The organism is Vibrio sp. YT-16 (genome assembly GCF_033337405.1).
Taxonomy (GTDB): domain Bacteria; phylum Pseudomonadota; class Gammaproteobacteria; order Enterobacterales; family Vibrionaceae; genus Vibrio; species Vibrio alginolyticus.
This window is the reverse complement of record NZ_JAWOQQ010000015.1, coordinates 53637-70253: the sequence shown is the minus strand read 5'-3', so window position 1 is coordinate 70253 and position 16617 is coordinate 53637. Positions and strand designations below refer to the sequence as shown.

The following is a 16617-nucleotide window of genomic DNA, read 5'->3' as shown; positions in this document are numbered from 1 at the left end:
AGGGTTTTCATCATTTTCATCAAACACATGGGAAAAGGTATGCACTTAAAATCGCTGCATACAATCTGGTTAACTCTCTTCACGACGCTAGTACTATTGGTATCTAGTGTGGCGAACAGTGAGCCGTTGATGAATATTCAAATGATGTCTACTGGCATGGCTCATCATCCTTCTATGATGAGTGACAGCGAACACTGCGGTATGCCCGGCATGATGGACGTCTCCATGACAGACGCTTCTATGTCCGAAGATGGCGATGCAAGAGAAACCAGCATGAACTGTGGTGGAGGCTCTGGCATGGTTCATACCTGCTGCACTGCCGCGTGTACGATAGTTTTCGTCCCCCTACCGAATCCTATCAATAGCCCAATGCCCGTCGTCTATCGCGCAACTATTACTCCTGAAGTTGCTTCCCCAGTCGTACACGTCAGCCGCGACCTATACCGACCTCCTATAGCCTAAATCCGTCCTAGCATTCGACCCTGCGCGTGTATCGCAGGTTGTTTTAATGCGCCTGAACGATGAGGTGACAAGGCTTTACTGTTCCCGCAATAAAATCAGCACCTCCATCGATCCGGCGAACACTGGATTTAGATTATGGATATCAAACCATACCGCTTAGCTGCACCTATTTTTATGGTGGCTCTGGTCGCTGCGCCAACCTTGGTTAACGCCGCAGGTAAAGAGACGCACGCAGCGCAAAATTCCGCATCAAGTGAGCGAGCTTCAACGACCAAGCTTGCCCAACTGATCAACGTCGCTTTGAGTAACGATGGCAATCGTAAGCAATACTCAGCGCAATCTGCTGCCATGCGTGAAACGGGCGTCGCGAGTGCGACCTTGATGGACCCAAAACTAAAAGTAGGTTTTGGTGGCTTGCCTGTCGACAGCTTCAAATTCGATGAAGACCCAATGACCAACATCTCCGTTGGTTTAATGCAACAGTTTGAGCGTGGCTCTACGCTTGATTTACAGCAGAAGAAAGCCAATCAACAAGCCGACGGCCTTGGGCTTCAAGTGCATGCTCGTGAGCTTGAGGTAGCCAACAGCATGACTCAACTTTGGTTAGAACTTGGTTACCAGCAACGCGCTGAGCAAATCATGCTTGAGAACCGCAAGTTGATGAAGGAGATGGAAAGCTTTATTCAAACCAACTATTCGATTGGTAAGAGTGAAGCGCAAGATCTGCTTAACGCCCAACTTCAAGTCAGCAAGTTGGATGAGAAACTGCAAGCCAATGCACAAATGCAACGTCGTCTTATCTCTCAACTCTCCGAATGGTTGGGTTCAGATTGGTTGGCGAATGAACAGGCTCTGCACGCGAGCAACCAACTTAATTGGGACACACTGAACGGCAAACTTGCTGCTAGTCAGGGTTCCACCAAGCACTACCAACAACTTAGTCAGCACCCAATGGTTAAAATGGCCGACGTCAGCATTTCTGCCAATAAAACGCAGGTGGAAATTGCTGAGCAAGCCTACAACCCACAATTTGGCGTCGAAGTAATGTACGCCTACCGCCAAGCCGACAACATGATGGGTGAGCCAGCATCAGATTTGGTCAGCGCTTACCTCACCATGGACATTCCGTTGTTTACGGGTGACCGCCAAGATCGCAATCTCGCGGCCGCTCAATACCAAGTTGGCGCGGCACAATCACAAAAGGACACCTTACTGACGCAGATGAATGCCAAGGTGAACACTCTGTTGGTTGATCGCGGCAACTTAACCCAACGCTTAGAACGTTATCAATCCACCTTATTACCTCAAGCGAAAGCGCGCATTCAAGCCGTTGAGCGGGGTTATCAAAACAACACAGCGCAGTTTAACGATGTGATTTCTGCCACGACTGACGAGTTGGCTCTGCAATTAGAGCAACAACGTCTGCTGACCGATCTCAACATCGCAAACAGCAATTTAGCCACCCTACTCGGTGGTTTCGACTACCAAGTCGCTTCACCAGAAGCTCGCTCTATTTCGACATATTAATTTGTGATTCCCCAAGACAGTTGGGGCTACAGCTAGGCGGCAAACGAGAGAATCCCATGAGCATAGATCTGCTATGTGATTTGGGTGAACGAGAGCAGGCAACAACGCTGTAGCGTCAAATGTGAAGGGGAAAATAAGGTAAAACAATGAAAACATTACAAGTTGCAACCATCTCGCTGATTGTTGGTGGTGCTTTAGGGTTTGGTGCGAATCATTTTCTTACGGGCTCGACTCACGACATGAGTGCGATGGGTGGCGAATCTGCTGCAAGCTCTAATGATCCGCTTTACTGGGTTGCCCCAATGGATCCGAACTACAAACGCGACAAACCGGGTAAATCTCCAATGGGCATGGATTTGATTCCGGTTTACGCAGAAGACCTATCCGGTGAACAAGACGCACCGGGTACAGTGACTATTGACCCTTCAGTAGAAAATAACCTCGGGGTTAAAACCGCAAACGCGACACTACAGCAGTTATCACCACGCATCGAAACCGTTGGTTATATCGCCTTTGATGAAAGTCTGTTATGGCAAACCAACGTTCGTGTGGCGGGTTGGGTAGAAAAACTCTACATCAATGCTGTGGGTGAGAAAGTGAAGAAAGGCGATGTGCTTTTCACGCTCTACTCTCCTGAACTGGTTAAAGCACAAGAAGAATTGCTAAATGCGTACCGCACTGGCCGCAAAGGTCTTGTAAAAGGCGCGACCGAACGCTTGGTAACGCTTGGGGTTGACCGCGCTCAAATCAAATCCATTACTCGTAGCGGTAAAGCATCGCAAACCATTGAAATCAAAGCGCCTGCTGATGGCGTTATCGCGAGCTTAAACGTGCGTGAAGGTGGCTATTTATCCCCTGCTCAAGCGGTGATCAGTGCGGGTCCCTTGGACAATGTTTGGGTTGATGCAGAAGTCTTTGAGCGTCAAGCGCACTGGATGAAAGCGGGTTCTCAAGCCACGATGACCCTTGACGCGATTCCGGGCAATGAATGGCAAGGTGTTGTCGATTACGTGTACCCAATCCTTGATTCGAAAACACGTACGTTGCGTGTGCGCCTTAAATTCCCTAACCCAGATGGCGCATTGAAGCCAAACATGTTCGCCAATATTGCCTTGCAGCCTGTTACTGACGACGCAGTATTAACGATTCCTAAATCATCTGTTATTCGCTCTGGCGGTATGACTCGCGTTGTTCTGGCGGAAGGTGATGGCAAATACCGTTCTGCTCGAATTGAAGTTGGCCGCGAAGCTGGAGAACAAATCGAAGTATTACAAGGGCTTAAGCAAGGCGACAAGATCGTTACTTCATCTCACTTCATGCTCGATTCTGAATCAAGCCAGTCGGCGGATCTGTCTCGCATCAATGGTGTAGAAGCGGCAGTAGAAACGGCATGGGCTAAAGGTGAGATCACGGATGTGATGAAAGATCACCGTATGCTGACCATCAACCACCAGCCTGTACCAGAATGGGATTGGCCGGGCATGGTAATGAACTTCACTTTCGCAGATGGCGTTGAGATGGGTGACTTGAAAAAAGGTCAGGCTATCGAATTTGAAATGCAAAAGACGGAGTCCGGTCAGTACCAAATCATCGACTATAAGGCAGACAACAGCGTCATTGCCGCAGAAGTTTGGCTAACTGGTGACATCACCATGCTGATGGCTGATTTTGGCATGATCACCTTAAACCACCTACCGGTTGCAGAATGGAACTGGGATGCAGGCGAGATGAACTTCTCTGTGGGTGAAGAGGTTGATCTAACGGGTTTTGAAGAAGGACAGAAAGTTCGGTTTCTAGTTGAAAAACAAGGATCTGACTACGTTCTTAGACAGCTAGTTCCTGCAACAACAGCCGTCGAGGGTTAATTATGATCAATGCTATTATTCGTTGGTCACTGAGCAACCGATTCCTAGTGTTGGTCGCGACCTTAGCCCTTATATTAGGCGGACTTTACAGTGTAAAGAATACGCCTGTTGATGCGATTCCGGATCTTTCTGATGTGCAAGTGATCATCAAGACAAGCTATCCGGGGCAAGCTCCTCAAGTCGTCGAGGATCAAGTCACTTACCCACTCACCACCGCCATGCTTGCCGTGCCGGGTGCTGAGACAGTTCGTGGCTACTCATTCTTTGGTGACTCTTACGTTTATATCATTTTCAACGATGATACCGACATGTACTGGGCACGTTCACGCGTGTTGGAGTACTTAAGCCAAGTGGCACCTAAGCTGCCACCGAACGCAAAACCAACCCTAGGTCCTGATGCAACGGGCGTGGGCTGGGTTTACAGCTACGTATTACAAGACAAAACCGGCAAGCATGATTTAGCGGATCTTCGCAGCCTGCAAGACTGGTTCTTGAAGTACGAATTGCAAACCGTTGATGGCGTTTCTGAAGTCGCAACCGTGGGCGGTATGGTGAAGCAGTATCAAGTGCAGATTGATCCTGCCAAACTGCGTGCTTACAACCTCACTTTGCAACAAGTGAACATGGCAATCCAAAACGGTAACCAAGAAACCGGCGCGTCCGTTATCGAAGTGGCCGAAGCCGAGCACATGGTTCGTACCACGGGTTACCTAACCAGCATTGAAGACATCAAATCACTGCCTCTCAAAGTCACTGAGAAAGGCACGCCGTTGCTATTAGGAGACATCGCAGACATTAACCTTGGCCCACAAATGCGCCGTGGTATCTCAGAGCTGAATGGCGAAGGTGAAGCGGTCGGTGGCGTTATCGTGATGCGCTTTGGTGAAAACGCCAGTGAAGTGATTGCGAAAGTCAAAGACAAACTCGCAGACCTACAACGCAGCCTGCCAGAAGGCGTGGAAATTGTTGCAACCTACGACCGCTCTACCCTTATCGATTCAGCGGTAGAAAACCTATGGAAAAAGCTTGCAGAGGAGTTCATCGTCGTTGCGATTGTGTGTGCGTTGTTCCTGTTCCACATTCGTTCTTCATTGGTTATCGCTCTGAGCCTACCGGTCGGTATTCTCACTGCGTTTATCGTAATGCATTGGCAAGGCATCAACGCCAACATCATGTCCTTGGGCGGTATTGCGATTGCCATCGGTGCCATGGTGGATGGTGCAATAGTAATGATTGAAAACGTTCACAAGCACATTGAACGAACGCCACTGACCGACAAGAACCGCTGGCAAGTAATTGGCAAAGCCGCAGAAGAGGTTGGCGCACCGCTGTTCTTCTCGTTGCTGATCATTACTCTTAGCTTCGTACCGGTGTTTGCCTTAGAAGGTCAGGAAGGCAAGATGTTCTCGCCGCTTGCGTTCACTAAGACGTACGCCATGGCAGCAGCAGCAGGTTTGGCAATCACACTCGTGCCTGTTCTTATGGGCTACTTCATTCGCGGTAAGGTGTTACCAGAACACAAAAACCCAGTTAACCGTGGCTTGGTCGCGTTGTACCGTCCGCTGTTGAACACCAGCTTAAAATACCCTAAGACCATGATTGTTATCGCATTAGGTCTGATGGCATCGGCTTACTACCCAACCAGTCAACTGGGTAGCGAGTTCATCCCGCCGCTGGATGAAGGCGACTTGATGTACATGCCAACGACCTATCCGGGTATCTCAATTGGTAAGGCGCGTGAGCTTCTACAACAAACCAACAAGCTGATCAAAACCGTTCCAGAAGTGAAAACCGTATGGGGCAAAATTGGCCGAGCTGAGACCGCAACCGATCCAGCGCCACTCACCATGATTGAAACCGTGATTCAGTTGAAGCCACGCGACCAATGGCGTGAAGGGGTAACAACCGAGTCACTGCGCAAAGAGTTCGACAAGCTGGTTCAGTTCCCTGGTCTTACTAACGCTTGGGTAATGCCGATCAAAACGCGTATCGACATGTTGGCAACAGGCATCAAAACCCCTATCGGCATTAAGATCGCCGGACCTGATCTGAAAGTGATTGAGAAGATCGGTTCTCAGCTAGAGCCAATTCTTAATGACGTACAAGGCACGGCATCGGTTTACGCAGAACGTGTAGCAGGTGGTCGATATGTCACGATCGACATTAAACGTCGTGCCGCAGCACGTTATGGCTTAAGCATCAAAGACGTTCAGCAGGTGATCTCCACCGCGGTTGGCGGCATGAATGTGGGTGAAACCATCGAAGGCTTGGAGCGTTACCCAATCAACGTTCGTTACCCACAAGACTACCGTGATTCAGTGGTTAAACTGCAAAACCTACCATTAGTGACACCAAATGGCGCTCGTATTGCGCTGGCTGATGTAGCGGACATTCGTTATGAAGACGGCCCTCCAATGATCAAGACAGAGAACGCACGCCCGAACGGCTGGGTATTTGTCGACATCGATGGCCGTGACCTCGGATCTTACGTCGTGGAAGCACAGCAAGTCGTGGCCGATCAACTGGAGCTTCCTGCGGGTTACTCGCTGGCTTGGTCTGGTCAATACGAATACATGAAGCGTGCGAAAGATCGCTTGAGTGTCGTGGTGCCAATCACCATCGCCATCATTATGTTGCTGCTTTACTTCAGCTTCCGTCGTGTCGGCGAAGTGATGATCATCATGCTTACCCTACCGCTCGCTATGGTTGGTGGTTTGTGGCTCATGCATATCCTCAACTACAACTTCTCGATTGCCGTTGGGGTCGGCTTTATTGCCCTAGCAGGCGTCGCGGTTGAAATTGGGGTCATCATGCTCGTCTACCTCAACCAAGCATGGCACTACAAGAAGCTAGATGCGGAAGAGAGCCAACAGAATCTTGAAGCGAAAGACCTAACTGATGCCATTCGTGAAGGTGCAGGCCTGCGTGTTCGCCCAGTAATGATGACGGTACTAACAGTAATTATTGGTCTGATTCCGATCATGTACGGCGAAGGGACAGGATCAGAAGTGATGCAACGTATCGCTGCACCAATGATTGGCGGTATGGCATCAGCACTGCTGCTGACGCTGTTAGTGCTTCCAGCCATCTTCAAGCTGTGGAAACAACGTGAGTTGCGCCCAAGCAATGCGACTAATCACCAAGCTAGCACTCAAGCTAGTGATGTAAACAACAACGCTTAATCCCTACCTTCCTCTCAAACATGCCGTTTGAGGGGAAGCAACCAAGTTATTAATGAATTAAAACAAGGATATAAAAATGAAAAAGACACTAATCACTCTTGCTCTAGCCCTAACAACAACGACTGCGTTTGCCCAAATGGATCATTCAAACATGGACCACGCAAACATGGATCATAGCAACATGAAGCATGAAAATATGGACCACGGCAGCATGAAGATGGACCACAGTAAAGTGGACCATTCAAACATGATGGATATGCCGGGCATGTCGGCAGTAGGTATGCCAGCAAAAGGGGCAAAGCCAGACAAGGTGGTACACGTTATCTTGGATGATGACATGACCATCAAGTTCAAGAAAGACGTTAAGATTGAGCCAAACGATGTGGTGCAGTTTGTAGTCATGAACACAGGTAAGATCAACCACGAGTTTACGATTGGTTCGGCTAAAGAGCAGCTAGAACATCGCGAAATGATGAAGACAATGAGTGGCGATCACATGCATGACTCAGGCAACGCAGTTACGGTAGAACCAGGTAAAGCGAAGCAATTACTGTGGCACTTCCACGGTGACAACAAGGTTGAGTTCGCGTGCAACATTCCGGGCCATGCAGAATCGGGCATGGTTAAAAAGATTGAACTGTAAGTAATTATCCAACTAGACAAAGGAGCTGATGATTCAGCTCCTTTTATTTCTCTGGATCAAACTATTCGTTAGCTCATGATAAGAAATTCTGAGCCAGTGTCTCACGCTAAGATATTTTTATGACCGAATCACCGACGTAATATATAAGCCAAACTACGGGCCTTGATAGCAACACTCTTCTCCTCATATTGAGACCGTATAAGCGTATTGCAAAGAATCCTACATAAAATAGACATAGATTTAACAGTGTTTAGAGTATTGGCTCGTTATAGTTTACGTGACATCGCTACGGTGCGAACTAAAACTAAAATTGAAGAACACGATCCATGAAAAAGTTATTTTTGTTGGCTGGGCTAATGGTTTGCTCAACCCTAAGTTACGCGTCCCAACTGAATGAGGACATTTCTCTCCTCGAGCAACAAACCTCAAGCAGAATTGGGGTGTCAGTTTGGGATACCCAAGCAGACGAGCGTTGGGACTACCGTGGCGATGAACGCTTCCCACTCATGAGCACATTCAAAACCCTAGCTTGTGCCAAAATGCTAAGTGATATGGACAGCGGTAAGCTAAGTAAGAATGCGACCGCAAAAGTCGATGAGCGCAGTATCGTTGTATGGTCTCCAGTGATGGATAAGCTCGCAGGCCAAAACACACGCATAGAGCACGCGTGTGAAGCCGCTATGTTAATGAGTGATAATACTGCAGCCAACTTGGTATTAAATGAAATTGGCGGCCCTAAAGCCGTAACAATGTTTCTGCGAACAATTGGAGATAAAGCAACGCGCCTAGACAGAATAGAACCTCGCTTGAACAAAGCCACACCAGGCGACAGCCGCGATACAACCACACCTAACGCCATACTAAACACTCTGCGAACCTTGATCGAAGGCGAAACGTTGTCTTATGAGTCTCGTGTACAATTAAAAATCTGGATGCAAGACAACAAAGTTTCAGACTCGTTAATGCGTTCTGTATTACCAACAGGTTGGTCTATTGCAGACCGTTCTGGTGCGGGAGGTCATGGTTCGCGTGGCATTAACGCGATTATATGGAAGGAAAATCATCGACCTGTTTACATTAGTATTTATGTCACAGAAACCGAGCTCTCACTTCAAGCTAGGGACCAACTCGTTGCGCAGATAAGTCAGTTGATTTTACAAAAGTACAAAGACAATTAAGTCACCACTCACCTGACCCTATTTGTATCCTTTTCTAGCCCTTCTCTTCCAGAAGGGCTCATTCTGTACTTCCATCTTAAAAACACCACTTATTGAGTAATGACTTACTTATAAATAGGTATAAGATTTACTTATTTAGGGTGAGTTAACGCCCACATTAAGCAACCAAATGCACACAAACGGCGATAATTAAACCATACTCTTACCAAGAAGCACATTTTCTACAAAATAGCTTCACGTAATTTATTGTTGGTATTTGCAACATTGCCAAGGAGATGTCTATTGAGACTTGAAAGAACTTTTAACCCTGATGACTTATCGATGCAAAACATGGAAAGTCCGATATGTATGCCGATAGGGTTTGTTCACTTTTTAGCTCAATCGGAAACACTACAGCAAGTACTTGATACGGTGGCAGAATGGATAAATCGTATATTTAATTCTGACCGTGCGAGTATCACACTTTATGAAAACAATGATCATTTAAAGGTCTACTCTTTCTCTGGTAGTAAAGCGATTCCCGCTGAATTTTTAGTGCCCATTCATCAAGCGTTTGTTGGCCGAGTGTTCAAAAAGCAACAACTGATGATCTGCGACGATGTTACGCAATCTGATGAGATCGATTGTGTGATGCTCGCATCCAATGGTATGGGTACGTGTATGGACGCGCCTTTAATGCACGGTAAAGTCTGCCTAGGAACGCTTAACGTTGCGCATCATCAAACGCACATTTACACAAACGAACAAGCGGCACAGCTTCAGTGCATCGCTAATTGGATTGCTTTAAACATTGCCCTTCATATACAGATTATGAAAATGGAGCACCTCGCCACGACGGATGATCTAACAGGTATTCCAAACCGCAGAGAGTTCATGCGACAAATCGAAAGCCGCCTAAATGAATACCGAACCCAGGGCATTGACTTCCATGTTGCTATTTTAGATCTCGACAATTTTAAAAGCCTCAATGACCGATTTGGTCATGACGCAGGCGATAAATCACTGATCCATGCAGTTAATACTATTAAAAGTCATCTACTTGATTGTGACTTACTTGCCAGAGTTGGTGGCGAAGAGTTTGCCATCGTATTAAGAAGTCGCTCATCACAGCAAGCTCTAGACACATTAGAAACGATTCGTAATGCACTAGAAACGACGACCGTTCAACATTCAGGTTGTGATATGAGCTTCACCGCGAGTATTGGGGTAACTCAAGTCTGTCGTCTCGACGACTCATTTGAACCATTAGTTAAACGCGCAGACTTAGCACTTTACAAGGCAAAGGAAACCGGAAGAAATCGCGTTGAGTTTCATATTGGTGAAGAAAGGTAGAAAAAATAAAAAAAGGTAGCGACTCATTGCGCTACCTTTTATCGATTCTAACCCGCTTAAAATAACTAGTACGAACTTTAAGCCAGTTAAAAATAAGAATGAGCAAATTTAATTATGCTTTCTTAAGATCTTTAGCTGGGTAAGTTAGTGTTTTTTCGCCTGCTTTTACATGTGTGTAAAAACCGCCACTGCTTAAACCTGTAACAACCATTTCGCCAAGATCGATACCTTTAGTCGCTACTACTACGTCACCGATTGAAAACATATTGAATACCTTGTTTGTTTAGATTAAGACACTAAGTCGTTGCGCGGTATTTAATACGATATTAGGCAAAGCACCTAATCGAGTTTTTTATCGTAAAGATTAATTTATATTTGTCGTGAACTCTAAGTTTCCACATTGAAAATCACAGGATATTTTCCAAAAAAAGATGCGCTATTCTTGTGAAATACGGTAATATTTTCTAGCATCAAGTGCGGAGGTATTCTCCGCCCTCATTGGAGAAAAATGATGAAGAAAGGCCTAAAAATGCGTGCATTAGAGCGTTCTGATTTGCGCTTTATTCATGAACTGAATAACAACCGAAATATCATGGCCTACTGGTTCGAAGAACCTTACGAGTCTTATGACGAGCTCGAAGAACTTTATCGAAAACATATACATGATGACGCTGAAAGACGTTTTGTCGTCGAAGATGAAGACGGCATCGTAATTGGCTTAGTTGAGCTGATCGAGATTAACTACATTCACCGCAGCGCGGAATTTCAGATAATCATCGCCCCAGAGCATCAAGGCCGAGGTTATGCGACAGAGATGATTAATCGTGCGTTAGATTACTCATTCTCAATTCTTAATCTACGTAAAATCTACTTATTAGTCGCAGTGGATAACGAAGTCGCTATTCACTTATACAAAAAGTGCGGCTTTATCGAAGAAGGTCACCTTGTAGAAGAATACTTTATTAACGGCGCTTACAGCGATGTTAAGCGCATGTATATATTAAAACACCAGTACCAGAAAAAGATCGAAGAAAACAACTCAATTCACTAGTTCATTCTATCAAAGTAAAAACGCAGCTATTTGGGCTGCGTTTTTATTTATTCAAATTGATATTGATATGATAACACGATGCGCTTGTCTGCTTCATCCAAATAGGTGTTGTTGTCCATGACAAACGTCATTACGTTAAAAGAGTGGCGTTTGCTCACGAGGTAACCAAGACCAATACCACCAAAGAAGCCTTTGTAGTTCTCTCCTTCACTGTTTTCTGAGCCGTAAGTGCCTGCTGCGAAGCTGATTAACGTCAGCTCTTTGGTAAACGATTTCAGCGCAAATGCACCAACGTAACCGCTACTGCCTGAAGAGCTCATCATATTGAAGCCATTCTCTGCACTTGGCGTCCCCGTAAAGTTAGGCTCGCTACAGAGACTACTTTCTGCACCGTCACAAACAGGAACATCACCAGTGTTGTACGTATAGCCTGCCATTGGGAAAATTTGGAAGCCTGCTGGCTCAATCCCGAAATAACTTAGCGGCATAAAGGTACCAACGCTGTAGTTGGTTTGATCCGCGCCGTTTACGTATTCATTTTTACCGAAGTTGAAGTTCACGATACCGACCGGAAACAACCACGAGCCACCAATACGCCACTCGCTCGCATCATCATTGATACGCAGGTTAATTTTGCGCGCTTGGTCAAGCGCAAGTGAGCCCGAGAATGAGATGTTTTGATCATCAAAATCGTAGTTGTTTGCGTACGACGCGCCAAATTTCGTGATGACTTTTGTTGGGTCATCCGCCAACTTGTTTTTATTGTCTTTTACTCGATGCTCGGCACCATGAGCCAGCGTACTGACCAACAAAGTCGTACACACTAACGCTAGTTTATTTTTCATTTTTTTGTCCTTTGAGATGTTGAATACCCGCACTTAGCTGCGCAGATACTTTTTGAATCATCACTCACTGGATGTGACAGAAGCGCCCTAACTACCTTAGATGGTGTGACAGCATCCAGTGCAGGTAGTTAGGGTAGAATGGCCTGTAAGGAAGGCGTTTTAGCGATTAGGAATGATTAGTTTTTCCAGTTGTAGCTCATGCTCATGAAGTACAGAGCAGGCTCATCAAAACCAGCTTGTAAGCGTGGCGTTTCTGACGATTCCATCAAGATCGCTTCAAACGCGAAACCAATTGAGTTTTCTGAATCCAATTTGTAATCAATGCCTGTACCAATGCGGTACGCCTTGCCAGTAGGAACGGTAATGTCACCGTTTGATTGGCTTTCATACATGCTGGTATCGAATGCAAAACCTGCATTCCACATCATTTTTTCATTCAGTTTGTACTGAGCACCCAATGCGATTTGGTAAGTGTCTTGTGTCTCTGCGCCCAGCGTGGTTGTGTATTCGCTCCAGTCTTGCCAGTTCACGTTCCACATCACCGCTAGGTCATCATTCACTTCATGGTAAGCACTGAAGATCAGTTGTTGTGGAGCAATGGAGTTACTCTTGTCGAATTCAAATTCGGTTTCAGAAGAGTAAGACAGGCCAAGACGAGTGCCTGGTGTTGCCTCATAAAGCACACCTACTCGGCCGTTGAGCTGAGTATCTTGGTCTTCGTCATTGAAGTTCAAGGCTCCCTTCGTTTCCACTTCATACATACCGTACTGAATGCCAAGCGCCGCACCCACAGACCAGTGATCATTGATGCGGTAAGAAGCGGAAGGTTGAATGGTTAAGGCTTGCGTCGTTGCTGTAGGAATATCTAAATGATTATTCAAAAGACCTTCGTACTCGAGGCCAAGGCCGTAATTGCCATACAGACCAATACCCAGCGTCCATTTGTCGTTCACATGTTGGCTGTAAAATGCCGACGCCATAGGAACAAAACCAATCACGTTGCCCGCATCGCCAGTCATCGTGTCTAGTTGCGCGTCACCGTAAAGGCCAATCAGGTTACCAGAGAAAGATTTACCAGAAACATTCGCCAGACCAGCCGGGTTTGCAGCCATTACTGAGGCATCTTGCGCACGAGCCGCCATACCAGCGGATGCCAAACCAATATCCGATGCTGTAGTTTCATAAAGGTATAACCCACCCGCTTGCGCAGCAGCACACGTCAGTAGAGAGCTCGCTACGACGATTTTTGAAAGATTTTTCATGCTAAAACCTATTATTGTTAGGGGAACCCACGCTGCGACGGTGGTTGTATATCAATGAAAGGCATTGGCCAATCGCACACAGCGTGGGGGTGTTGTGGAGTCAGTCAGTTGAAATCAGCGTTATTGCTCGCTCACCTCAAGTTCAGTGGGTTTCTTTCGCTTAAACTTCTCGCGCAGAGATTGCATCATCACGAAGAACACTGGCGTCAGTAACGTGCCTACAAACGTAGAGAGAATCATGCCGCCGAATACTGCAAAGCCCAGTGAGTGACGAGATGCCGCACCGGCACCCGATGCAATCACCAACGGGAATACCCCCCAGATGAAGGCGAATGCGGTCATCTGTACTGCACGGAAACGGATTCGAGCAGCTTCTTTGGCAGAATCAATGATGGATAAGCCCTTTTCTTCTCGCAGAACTTTGGCAAATTCCACGATAAGAATCGCCACTTTGGCGGACATACCGATCAAGATGACCACACCAATCTGCACATACAAATCGAACGGTTGTCCCACCAGCAGTAGCGTGCCCATTGCGCCGAGAATCGCGACTGGAACCGCCATCATTACCGCAGCAGGAATGGTCCAACTTTCGTACTGAGCCACCAAGAACAAGTAGGTGAACAGCAAAGACAATGCGAACGCGATTGGTGCCATGTTGCCTGCTTTCATCTCTTGGTAAGTCATGCCTGACCACTCGTACGAGTAACCACTTGGCAAAGATTCTGCAGCCAGTTTTTCAATGGCTTTTACAACATCACCCGAGCTGTAGCCTGGCGCTGGCGCACCGTTCACGGTTGCAGAACTGAACATGTTGTAGTTCGACAAGGTATCAGGGCCGAAGATCGGCTTCACTTTCACTAGCGTTGCCAGTGACACCATTTTTCCAGAGCTAGAACGAACAAACAGATGGTCGATGTCGTCGATGTTGTCACGATATTGCTCTTCTGCTTGCACTTTCACTTGGTACGAACGACCAAACAAGTTGAAGTCAGAAATGTAGGCACCGCCCAACTGCGCTTGCAGTGTGCTGAAGATTTCATTCAACGGTACGCCCATCGAAATCGCTTTATCGCGGTCAATATCGATGTAACGTTGCGGAATGTTGGCACGGAAAATCGAGAACGCACGCGCCACTTCAGGCAGTTGGTTGATTTGGGCAACAAAATCAGCGGTTGTTTTTGCCAACTCTTGTGGAGAACGGCCCAAGTTGTCCTGCAGCACAAGGTTGAAACCATCCACCGCACCCATGCCTTTGATTGCCGGCGTCGCGAAAACGAACGAAGCGGCATCTGGCGTTGAGTTCAGCATTTGGTTAACTTTGTTCATCAACGCACGTTGGTGTAGTTCAGGGTCTTTACGTTTGCTCCAGTTATCCAGTTTGATGATCAACATGCCCGAGTTTGGAATCGACGCCATGTTAATTACCGAGAAGCCCGCAACCGAAACCACGTTCTCCACACCTTCCATCTGTTTTAGCTCATCAACGTACTTCTTCATTAATGGTGCAGTACGCTGCAATGCTGCTGCGTTTGGCAAACGCATTTCGACCATGAACACGCCTTTATCTTCGTTCGGTACGAAAGAAGAAGGTACGGTCATGAACGCAAATGCCAGCACCGCAATAAGCGCGCCATAAACACCGATACTCAGCACAATACGACGGCTCAAGAAGCCAACTAAACCTTGGTATTTGCGCGTTATTGCTTCAAAACCTCGGTTAAACGCACGCAAAGGCGCAATAGGTTGCGAGTGAGTAGATTTCAACATCAACGCACAAAGCGCTGGCGTTAACGTCAATGCGTTGATCGCAGAGATCAGCACCGATACACAGATGGTGACCGCGAACTGGTTGAACATTCGACCAGAAATACCCGGCAATAGCGCAACCGGTACGAATACCGCCAACAAAATAAGCGTTGTTGCCAATACTGGCCCCGTCACTTCTTTCATAGCTTGGATCGTGGCCGGAATCGGGTCTAAATGCTCTTCATGGATAACCCGCTCCACGTTCTCTACCACGATGATCGCATCGTCCACCACGATACCGATGGCGAGGATCAAGCCAAACAACGAGATCGTGTTAATGGTCATGCCCATCACGCCCATGATTGCGAACGTCGCAATGATGGAAACCGGAATCGCTAAGGTTGGAATGATGGTCGCTCGCCAGTTCTGCAAGAAAACGTACACAACGAAGGTGACAAGAAGTACTGCAATCACCAGCGTCTCGTACACTTCATCAATCGATGTCTCTACGTATTCGGTAGAGTCATACGCGATGTCGTAGACCAAATCATCTGGGAACGATTTCTCGTACTCTTTCATGGCCTCTTTCACGCGTTCCATCACGTCTAGCGCGTTCGCGGTCGGCAACTGGTACAAGGCCAGAACGGCGGCTGGTTCGTTATTCATACGACCATCAGCTTCGTAACCTTGTGCACCAACTTCCACACGAGCCACATCTTTCAAGCGAATCAAAGAACCTTTCTTGCTCGCACGAATGATGATGTTCTCGAACTCTTCCGCAGAAGTGAGGCGGCCTTTGGTTTGCAAAACATATTGATATTGCTGGTCACCTGGAGCTGGCATACCACCGATCTTACCCGCCGCCACTTGGATGTTTTGCGTTTTAATTGCGCCAATAACATCGCTAGCAGAAAGCTTCAAGGTAGCCAGTTTATTTGGGTTCAACCAAATACGCATTGAGTAGTCTTTCTTACCCAGCAGCGTAATGTCACTCATACCTTCGATACGTTTTAGACGCTCGACAATATTGAGATCCGCGTAGTTAGAAAGGTAGATACTGTCGTGAGACTGTTTCGGAGAACGCAGTGTGATAACGCCCAGCATGTCGGAAGATTTCTTCTTAACCGTCACACCGATTTGGTTTACTTCTTGTGGTAGAGACGACGTCGCCTGTGCCACCAAGTTGTTCACACGAACCTGCGCCATATCGCCATCTGCGCCCACTCGGAAGTAAATACGCAATGTGTATGAGCCATCGTTACCAATCACAGAAGACATGTAAATCATGTCTTCAACGCCGTTGACTTTGGCTTCTATCGGTTGTGCTACGGTCTTTTTAACCACGTCCGCGTTTGCACCCGGATACATGGTGCTCACCGTAATTACCGTTGGAGAGATTTGAGGATACTCAGAAATTGGCAAGACTTTCAGGGCGATCATACCCATCAATGTCATCGCCAGTGAGATCACCAAAGCAAACTTCGGCCGGTGAATGAAAAATTTACTTAACATCAGTACTCA

The 16617-nt window shown here is 47.0% G+C and carries 12 protein-coding genes; 8 read left to right on the top strand and 4 right to left on the bottom strand.

The window, feature by feature from the left end; translation table 11 throughout:
- Positions 1-39: 39 nt before the first annotated feature.
- From R7F07_RS20050 to R7F07_RS20020, 7 genes are all read left to right on the top strand, one after another.
- Positions 40-462, top strand: a complete 423-nt coding sequence (locus tag R7F07_RS20050; RefSeq protein ID WP_017635236.1) for a hypothetical protein — start codon at positions 40-42, stop codon at positions 460-462.
- A gap of 135 nt (positions 463-597) precedes the next feature.
- On the top strand, positions 598-1989 hold the full coding sequence (locus R7F07_RS20045) for a TolC family protein (RefSeq protein WP_065275409.1): 1392 nt from the start codon (positions 598-600) through the stop codon (positions 1987-1989).
- A gap of 146 nt (positions 1990-2135) precedes the next feature.
- Positions 2136-3854, top strand: coding sequence for an efflux RND transporter periplasmic adaptor subunit (locus R7F07_RS20040; RefSeq protein ID WP_238952536.1), 1719 nt, complete (start codon positions 2136-2138; stop codon positions 3852-3854).
- A 2-nt stretch (positions 3855-3856) separates the two neighbouring features.
- Entirely contained in the window at positions 3857-7036 is a 3180-nt protein-coding gene (locus R7F07_RS20035) for an efflux RND transporter permease subunit (protein ID WP_171342513.1), read from the top strand.
- Positions 7037-7112: 76 nt separating this feature from the next.
- Positions 7113-7679, top strand: a complete 567-nt coding sequence (gene copI / locus R7F07_RS20030; RefSeq protein WP_171342512.1) for a copper-resistant cuproprotein CopI — start codon at positions 7113-7115, stop codon at positions 7677-7679.
- 326 nt (positions 7680-8005) lie between these two features.
- The gene (blaCARB, locus tag R7F07_RS20025) at positions 8006-8857 is read left to right on the top strand and encodes a CARB family carbenicillin-hydrolyzing class A beta-lactamase (protein WP_171342511.1); all 852 of its coding nucleotides are present in this window, start codon (positions 8006-8008) and stop codon (positions 8855-8857) included.
- Between the two features lie 282 nt (positions 8858-9139).
- The gene (locus R7F07_RS20020; RefSeq protein WP_053303796.1) at positions 9140-10189 is read left to right on the top strand and encodes a sensor domain-containing diguanylate cyclase; all 1050 of its coding nucleotides are present in this window, start codon (positions 9140-9142) and stop codon (positions 10187-10189) included.
- 112 nt (positions 10190-10301) lie between these two features.
- On the opposite strand, the gene R7F07_RS20015 is transcribed toward R7F07_RS20020, so the two are convergent.
- The gene (locus R7F07_RS20015) at positions 10302-10454 is read right to left on the bottom strand and encodes a hypothetical protein (protein WP_005375418.1); all 153 of its coding nucleotides are present in this window, start codon (positions 10452-10454) and stop codon (positions 10302-10304) included.
- A gap of 246 nt (positions 10455-10700) precedes the next feature.
- Here R7F07_RS20015 and speG point away from each other — a divergent pair, with 246 nt between their 5' ends.
- A complete protein-coding gene (speG, locus tag R7F07_RS20010; RefSeq protein ID WP_005375417.1) occupies positions 10701-11240 on the top strand; it encodes a spermidine N1-acetyltransferase in 540 nt (179 codons plus the stop codon).
- Positions 11241-11287: 47 nt separating this feature from the next.
- On the opposite strand, the gene R7F07_RS20005 is transcribed toward speG, so the two are convergent.
- The 3 genes from R7F07_RS20005 to vmeQ form a co-directional block, all read right to left on the bottom strand.
- The gene (locus R7F07_RS20005; protein WP_005385112.1) at positions 11288-12085 is read right to left on the bottom strand and encodes a hypothetical protein; all 798 of its coding nucleotides are present in this window, start codon (positions 12083-12085) and stop codon (positions 11288-11290) included.
- A 176-nt stretch (positions 12086-12261) separates the two neighbouring features.
- On the bottom strand, positions 12262-13347 hold the full coding sequence (locus tag R7F07_RS20000; RefSeq protein WP_171342510.1) for an OmpP1/FadL family transporter: 1086 nt from the start codon (positions 13345-13347) through the stop codon (positions 12262-12264).
- Positions 13348-13467: 120 nt separating this feature from the next.
- Positions 13468-16608: an efflux RND transporter permease subunit VmeQ gene (vmeQ, locus tag R7F07_RS19995; protein ID WP_171342509.1), complete on the bottom strand. Its 3141-nt coding sequence runs from the start codon at positions 16606-16608 to the stop codon at positions 13468-13470.
- Between the last annotated feature and the right edge of the window lie 9 nt (positions 16609-16617).

Coding starts and splice junctions, on each gene's coding strand:
- vmeQ (WP_171342509.1), bottom strand. CDS start 16,608: ATGTTAAGTAAATTTTTCATTCACCGGCCGAAGTTTGCTTTGGTGATC.
- R7F07_RS20050 (WP_017635236.1), top strand. CDS start 40: ATGCACTTAAAATCGCTGCATACAATCTGGTTAACTCTCTTCACGACG.
- R7F07_RS20000 (WP_171342510.1), bottom strand. CDS start 13,347: ATGAAAAATCTTTCAAAAATCGTCGTAGCGAGCTCTCTACTGACGTGT.
- copI (WP_171342512.1), top strand. CDS start 7,113: ATGAAAAAGACACTAATCACTCTTGCTCTAGCCCTAACAACAACGACT.
- R7F07_RS20035 (WP_171342513.1), top strand. CDS start 3,857: ATGATCAATGCTATTATTCGTTGGTCACTGAGCAACCGATTCCTAGTG.
- blaCARB (WP_171342511.1), top strand. CDS start 8,006: ATGAAAAAGTTATTTTTGTTGGCTGGGCTAATGGTTTGCTCAACCCTA.
- R7F07_RS20040 (WP_238952536.1), top strand. CDS start 2,136: ATGAAAACATTACAAGTTGCAACCATCTCGCTGATTGTTGGTGGTGCT.
- R7F07_RS20045 (WP_065275409.1), top strand. CDS start 598: ATGGATATCAAACCATACCGCTTAGCTGCACCTATTTTTATGGTGGCT.
- R7F07_RS20005 (WP_005385112.1), bottom strand. CDS start 12,085: ATGAAAAATAAACTAGCGTTAGTGTGTACGACTTTGTTGGTCAGTACG.
- speG (WP_005375417.1), top strand. CDS start 10,701: ATGAAGAAAGGCCTAAAAATGCGTGCATTAGAGCGTTCTGATTTGCGC.
- R7F07_RS20015 (WP_005375418.1), bottom strand. CDS start 10,454: ATGTTTTCAATCGGTGACGTAGTAGTAGCGACTAAAGGTATCGATCTT.